Annotated in this window: 8 protein-coding genes; all 8 read right to left on the minus strand. The window is 62.6% G+C overall.

Annotated elements, in window-relative coordinates:
* Window positions 1–501: hypothetical protein (locus tag CR162_RS21260; RefSeq protein WP_099097483.1), on the minus strand; the 501-nt coding region annotated here is incomplete at its 3' end.
* A 166-nt stretch (window positions 502–667) separates the two neighbouring features.
* Window positions 668–1,144: a hypothetical protein gene (locus tag CR162_RS22245; RefSeq protein ID WP_141563280.1), complete on the minus strand. Its 477-nt coding sequence runs from the start codon at window positions 1,142–1,144 to the stop codon at window positions 668–670.
* Window positions 1,141–1,788, minus strand: coding sequence for an N-acetylmuramidase family protein (locus tag CR162_RS21275; protein ID WP_218014954.1), 648 nt, complete (start codon window positions 1,786–1,788; stop codon window positions 1,141–1,143). The genes CR162_RS22245 and CR162_RS21275 overlap by 4 nt, the downstream gene beginning before the upstream one ends.
* An 85-nt stretch (window positions 1,789–1,873) precedes the next feature.
* Window positions 1,874–2,338, minus strand: a complete 465-nt coding sequence (locus CR162_RS21280) for a hypothetical protein (protein ID WP_099097486.1) — start codon at window positions 2,336–2,338, stop codon at window positions 1,874–1,876.
* On the minus strand, window positions 2,335–3,480 hold the full coding sequence (locus tag CR162_RS21285; protein ID WP_099097487.1) for a hypothetical protein: 1,146 nt from the start codon (window positions 3,478–3,480) through the stop codon (window positions 2,335–2,337). The genes CR162_RS21280 and CR162_RS21285 overlap by 4 nt, the downstream gene beginning before the upstream one ends.
* Window positions 3,481–3,765: 285 nt before the next feature.
* Window positions 3,766–4,479, minus strand: coding sequence for a hypothetical protein (locus tag CR162_RS21290; protein ID WP_099097488.1), 714 nt, complete (start codon window positions 4,477–4,479; stop codon window positions 3,766–3,768).
* Between the two features lie 87 nt (window positions 4,480–4,566).
* A complete protein-coding gene (locus CR162_RS21295; protein WP_099097489.1) occupies window positions 4,567–5,901 on the minus strand; it encodes a glycine-rich domain-containing protein in 1,335 nt (444 codons plus the stop codon).
* Between the two features lie 321 nt (window positions 5,902–6,222).
* Window positions 6,223–6,426 carry a phage tail assembly chaperone gene (locus CR162_RS23310; protein WP_367604172.1) on the minus strand — a complete coding sequence of 68 codons (204 nt, stop codon included), beginning with the start codon at window positions 6,424–6,426 and terminating at the stop codon, window positions 6,223–6,225.
* Between the last annotated feature and the right edge of the window lie 49 nt (window positions 6,427–6,475).

Consider the following 6,475-nt stretch of genomic DNA (forward strand, 5'->3'; position numbering starts at 1 on the left):
CTTATCGGCAAACCGGTAGCTGTTAGTTTTGATACAGTTATTATGGTAATGCACCGCATACTTCAGCCTAAGCTGAGCAATCTGCGCTTGAAATCGCTGGCAGAACATACAGAAAATCAAGGCTCTCCAGTGCTGCGCCTGCTTCAGGCTGATGTGCTCTGTGATAGGCGGCATGAATTCCTTATCAAGGAAGGTAATTCCAGGATTTGGTTTGCCGACGTAGGATGATTCGGACCTTCGCCCTTCATATTCAATTTCGTGCATCGAGAAGGGAAAGTCGACGCGGCTTGTAATCTCCTCGCCGTACTCCAGGAACTTGTCGTACTGCTCGATAACGAACCAGTATATGTCCTGTTCAGTCGGCAGCTTGCGAGTTAGCGCAGTAGCCACCGCCACTATGAGTTTGGTTATCTCGGCATCATTTTTCGGCGGCCCGTCGTATTGTACGCCACCGACAACAAACCCAGGCTGCTTCCTGGTGAACATATCTCGAAAGCCCATAGCCCGCGCATAATCCTCAGTTGATGCGCACAGGATATTACCTTCCTATCGGTTCACCAAGCCAATCAGGGCTTCATTCCGTCTCCGGCAGGCGACCAGCTCACTGGCCAGGGTCACCGCCAGCTCCTCCAGCTCACCAATGGTGCCGGGCTGGCCAATCGACACCTCAGGGCACCTGAACCCCTCCACTTGGCTCGGCGACAGGCGCGGCGTCTCCACCAACTGGGGCACCATCACCGGCTCCGAGTTGGAGGCGCAGGCGGCCAAAAGCAGCAACAAACTCAGGAGAAGGAGGGCGAGCCTCGGCGTCTTGGCGGCGGGCATTGGCATGGCGGATGGCCTTCAGGTCAGCCTCCACGGCGGTTCGGTCAGCCCGCTCAGCCTGGAGGACTTCATTGGTCTTGGCGGCAGCCGCTTCCATTTGGGCGACAACACGCTGGTGTGTTTCGATGGTGGCTTTGGAGGCCTCGATGGCTTGGTCGCGGGCGGCCTTCAGGGAGGCCACCTGCTCGTGGAGGTCAGCGTTCTCGGCCCTGGTGGCCGTGTAGGACCAGACCGCCAAGCCGAGGCCGCCGGTCAGGATGAGGCCGGCAAAGCAGGTCAGGATGGTCTTCAGGGAGAGACCTGACATGAAGCCCATCATCCCTGCCCTCCTGCTGCCTGGTAGGCTGCCGCCAGCTTGGTGTCGTACTGGTTCGCGGCGAACCCGGGGCCGTTGTAGCCCCGGGCAAATGCCGCCCACGCCCTGTTCCTGAGGTGACCCGCAAGGCCGTTGGTTAGGATGAAGCCCACTGCCGCATCGAGGTGCGCGCCAGCGCCGCTCTCCATCGCCTGAACGAATGCCTCAACGGTGGGGAACCCGGCGGCCCTGTGGTTCTCGCCCAGGACCTGGAACATGCCCCACGAGCAGGCCTTCCACGCGGCATCCCTGTTCAGGGCTTCCGCAATGCGCATCCGGTTCCACTGGTGGTCGCCCGTCGGACCGTACAGGCTGCGGTCCCATGTCCTGGATGAGATTGGCTTGCCCCGAGAATCCCGCGTTGCATATTTGTACCCGGTCACCCGACCGAAAATGTGAGCTTCGTAAAGGATGACCGGGCGGCCATCCGGCAGGAAACCTTCCCCCGATGATTCTACTGAGGCGATGGCCTGCACGGCGGCGACATCGCATCCCATGCGCGCTGCGGCCCGCTGGAGGTCCTCCTGGGTCAGGTGGCGCTGCAGAGGCACCTTGGTTTGCAGCGGGCTCTCTACTGCCGCCAGCAGGTTCTTGGTGGACATCTCCATTTTGGTGTTTCCCTGAACATGGACATGGAAAACCCCGGGGCCTGATGGCTCCCGGGGCTGGGTGGTCTTGGATTTTCGAGCAGGCCTACTCGTCGTCGCGGCGGCGCTTCAGTCGCTGGAGTGCCTCAGCATGCAGTGCGTTCATGTACGCGGTGGCCTTGGCCAGATGCTCCATCACCTGGCCGGGCTTCAGACCGAGCCTGCGACCAACCGAGGCTGTGCAGAGGCCCTGCCTGGTCAGAGACCAGACCGACTGCGTCAGCTCGGGAAGCTGGGGAACACGGCTGTCGACCGGGCGGAAAGCGACATGCCCCTCGTCAGCCGTGGAGGTCTTGGTCACCCGGCCCCCAACGCAGGGCCTCTTGGTGGTGTCGGGGGTCATGACGACCCCCCTCCACTCCTTGCCTTCGGCTTCCAGGGCCAAGGCTTCGCGCACCTTGCCCCGACCGCAGCCGATGGCCTTCGCGGCGGCGTCACGCGTCGGGTAGGTCGCCACGAACTCCGACATCGTTCGGTAGGCGGCTGGGATTTGCACGGGGACCATGCTCATAGGGACCTCCCCTGCAGCGCGTCGGCGGTCTTGCCGTACATCATCTCCATCTCGCGCCAGGGGATATGGCGCTCGGACTGGATGCGGCCGTCGAAGATGGTCATCTGGCTGATGCCATAGGTGACGGCGGACCCTTGGGTCAGCTGGGCGTATTCGCCGACGTAGAACTCGGGCATCGCGCTCCCGACGTTCACTACGTTCACCCGGTTGTTGTATCCCATCTTGGGGCGCAGGACGCTGTTCCGGCGGTGGGTGTGGCCGAATACCAAATCATGCGTGACCTGGTTGGAGATGGTCACCTCGGGCGTCTGGCCGCCGGCCGGCTTGCCCATGATGTTGAGGGGCACGTGCGTGAAGGCCACGCCGCCCAGGAATGCGAACTCTCCGTAGGCTGAAACCTCCCAGCCATGGGCGCGGAATATGCTGTCGCGCTCGCCGGTGATGAGGCCCTTCAGCTCAGGATTGGCATCCTCGAAAGTTTCCGCCCAGGCGCAGTGGTTGCCCAGGGTGACCCGCTTCTGAGGCTTGTGGTTGTAGAGCTCGAGCGGGAGGTTCAAAGCATCCCAGTTCAGGCGCAGGCTGTCCAGGTCCTGGCGGATACTCGGCTTCTGCCGGGCTTTCCAGGTGTCGTTGCGGGTATGCCGGCAAAGGGACGCGAAGTCCGATGTGTCACCGATGTGCCGCAGGTAGGGCGTCCTGGTCTCTGCGACATGGATGCCAGCGAGGAGCATCAGGCGGGTCGTGAGGTGGTCCAGGCCGGGGTGGAAGTGAGTGTCCCCGATAGTGGTGACCTGAATGGGGCTGCTGCTGACCGGCGCGTCGATGATGGGGCTGCGGCGGATAGAGGTGCCGAACATCTCGCCGAGGTAGGGGCCGGAGTCTCCGAGTGGAGAGAACTTCTCGACCTGCTGCTGCGCGGGCGCTTGGTCCATGCGGCTGATGACGTTGGGCTTCTGCAGGCTCTTCACGGAGCCGGCCGGCACCCGGAAGCGGGGCTTCTCAGCGACCGGGGCAGCCACGGGCTCCAGGGAGACCTCCGTCTCGACCTCGGAGGCCTCCAGGCGGTCCAGGCGGGCCGCGATGGCATTCAGGGAGGCCATGATGCTCGCCATGCCGGCATCCGGCGTCACCGGGGTCATCATGCTGGTATCAGCAGGAAAGGGATTCTCGGCTTCAGCACGAAGGCGGCGCTGGTATGTTGCACGAGAGAGATTGAGAGCCGTAGCCGCCGCGCGCTGAGAACCGTGGGTTCTCAAAGCCGAGTGCATTGGCCCCGAGATAAGGGGCGCGTTCATGTCGGATTACTCCGGTCGGGAAAGGTCACTGACCACCAGCGTCCTTCATCCACTGATTTCATCATGAATGAGCGGAATCTTGAAAAGCAAACATCTTGAACAATGATTTGCTTATTTTTTTCCTACTCAGTCTCAGTACTTCGGTGCCTGAATGTTGGCTCCGATGATGAATGCGGCATCTTTCAGCCGACGCTCAGACTGCTCGATGGTCGCCGCGTCGCCGGCATCCCACCCTCGGGTGAAATCCATGGTCACGAAAGCCGCCGGCTCTCGGAAGCCCTCAAGAAAAATCGGGCATGCCAGTGCGGTATGAATCCCATAATCCTGCAGGGCATCCGAGAGAGGCGGCTTGGCATCCTCCACCTTCTGGACCACGCATTCCCCGGCAAGGAAGCGGGGTATCCAGTCGATGATTGTCTGCACGGGAACCCGCTGTTGGCGGAGCTGCTCGGAACTCACGCCGGGGGCGACGACCTCGTAGGTGGTGGATGCGAAGAGAAACGGGATGCCCCTGAGGCTTGAGGTTCCGTTGTGGAACTGCTTCACGCTGACCCTACTGGCCGTCCTCTCCTTCAGGATGGCTTTCAGGATGGGGGTGACCGCGTTCTGCCTCTGGAGCTCATCGCTCAGAGCCGTCTCGTGCTGCCGGCGCTCTGAAACGGTCTTGGCCCACTCCGCGACGCCGTCCAGCATCTTCACGCGCTCCGACCACACGACGGCGCAGACGGTGCCGACCAGCATCAGCAGGACGGCCTTGCCGGTGGGCAGCCGCATCAACCTTTCGGCCAGGCCGAACAGACCGGTTTGCCGCTCATCACGGCGGCCGGATTCTTTGTTTTCAGGCATTTAAGGGGGTGTTCCGGGTCTGCTGGAATCCCGGCCTACCGGGTCAGCTGATATGAAAAAGGGAGGCCGAAGCCTCCCCTGTGGTGGTCAGTATTCGAGGGTGATGAGGCCGGGGGCACCGCGTCCGCCGGAGCCAGCGATGCCGTAAGCGCCACCGCCGCCAGAGCCGGTGGCGCGGCCCCAACCGCCACCACCCTCCCCTCGCCCGGCGCGCCCGCCGCCACCCCAACTCGAAGAGCCGCCGTCGCCGCCGTTCATGCCATCCAGACCGCCGTCGCCGCCATCGCCACCAAAAATGGCAATCGGTCCGTCGAAATTGGTTGCGCCGCCCCCGATTCCACCGAATGAAATGCCGCCGCCCTGACCGGCGTGCGCGATGATGTCGCCGTCAAGTGAGCCGTAAACACCTGTGTCGCCACCATCTGCTCCGCCAGCGAGATGGGCGCCGCCGTCGCCACCCCGGCCGGTCACCAACGTCAGTACCATACCAGGCTGCACGCGCATCACGCCCTCGACGCGGCCACCGGCGCCACCGCCGCCGCCGCCGATGTACTGGCCACTCTCAAGCAGAGAACCGGTTCCAGAGCCGCCACCGCCGCCGCCGACAACAGAGGCCTTAACGGCATAAACATGGTCAGGCACTACCCATTGCCGAGTGTACTGCATCTGCTCTGAATTGTTTGGGTAATGTTCCTGAATTAGAACTTTGCGGTCGCTGTTGAGGCGATAAGTCAACGCATTGAAGACATCATCTACGCGCGCCCATGTAGCGAAATCCCACATCCTATAGGGCAACTGACCAGACTGGGGATGCCGCTGGATGTGCTCCGCCAGGATGGCCGTCTGGCCATTCGACACGGTCACCAGCCAGAGCGGGGTCCATCCCACCGAGGCCGCCGGTGCAACCTGGGTGCCGGTGGCGGCAGGAGCCCCGGCGACAATCTGGATTGCACACCGCTGGACGCGCTTGGTGAACTGAGCGGCGCCAGAATTCTCCGGACCCGACCACGGCTGCTCAGGATTGGCGGCATTGTAGTAGTCCAGCACCTGGGGGTCCTCATCCGTCTCCACCAGGCTGGCCTGCACCAGGTAGACCAGGCTGGTGCCGAGCTGAGCTGGAGCCGTCAGGGGAATCCGAGCGCCGGGATAAGTTCCCATCTTCATCAGGGAGCTCAGGTCCGCTGGCAGGATGCCGTAGCTGGAGGCATCCACGACGGAGGGCTGCATGATGGAACCGGGCGCCAGCTGCAGGGACATCGAGGCCGGCAGGGTTGGCGAGGCATCGATGCCAGAGACCGTTGTGCGCTGGCCGTGCGTGGCGGACATCAGCATGCCGAGCGCAATCATCATGAAGCGCTGGGCATGGAGCTGGTCTTCCGCCAGGGGGATTTGGCCGGGGGTGACGATGATGCGGTCAGTCATGGCGTGAGGTATCCTCCCCATCCGGAGGAGGCCTCCGTGGGTCATGTTGATTGATTGTCTGGGGTGCCAGAGGGGCGAAGGCGGTGAGACTTTTCCTCTCAACCACCTAATAAAGATAGCAGTGCCGGGGGGTGGTGAGGTTCAGGAACAGGTGCAGTGACGCGCCTCGCCGTGAGCCAAAAGTGTCTAAACCACCTATTAGAGATAGCAGCAGGGCTTCTGTGGGTGCCTGTCAGTAACAGACCCTGCGCCGAGAAGCAGAGAGTGAGACTTTTCCTCTCAACCACCTAATAAAGATAGCAAGACGGGTGGAGGTTGGTGTCACTCAGCAGGAGGCACGGGCCAATCCGGCCAGGCGACGAAATCCGCATCACCAGCCAGGGGAACGGCATTCTCCGTGATGTCGCGCAGGGCTTGCCGGTACGCATCCCAGGCCGCAGGCCGACCGGAGGGCATGCCGGCTCTGGCTCCGGGCAGTTCCGTCCAGTCCGTTGCTCGGAGCAAGGGAGACCGGTGCGCACGCAAGTCAGCAGCGGTGATGAGCCCGGCCGACGGTCGTGTCCCACCGCGTGGT

The sequence above is a fragment of the Teichococcus rhizosphaerae genome (genome assembly GCF_002631185.1).
In the GTDB taxonomy this organism is placed as follows: Bacteria; Pseudomonadota; Alphaproteobacteria; order Acetobacterales; family Acetobacteraceae; genus Pseudoroseomonas; species Pseudoroseomonas rhizosphaerae.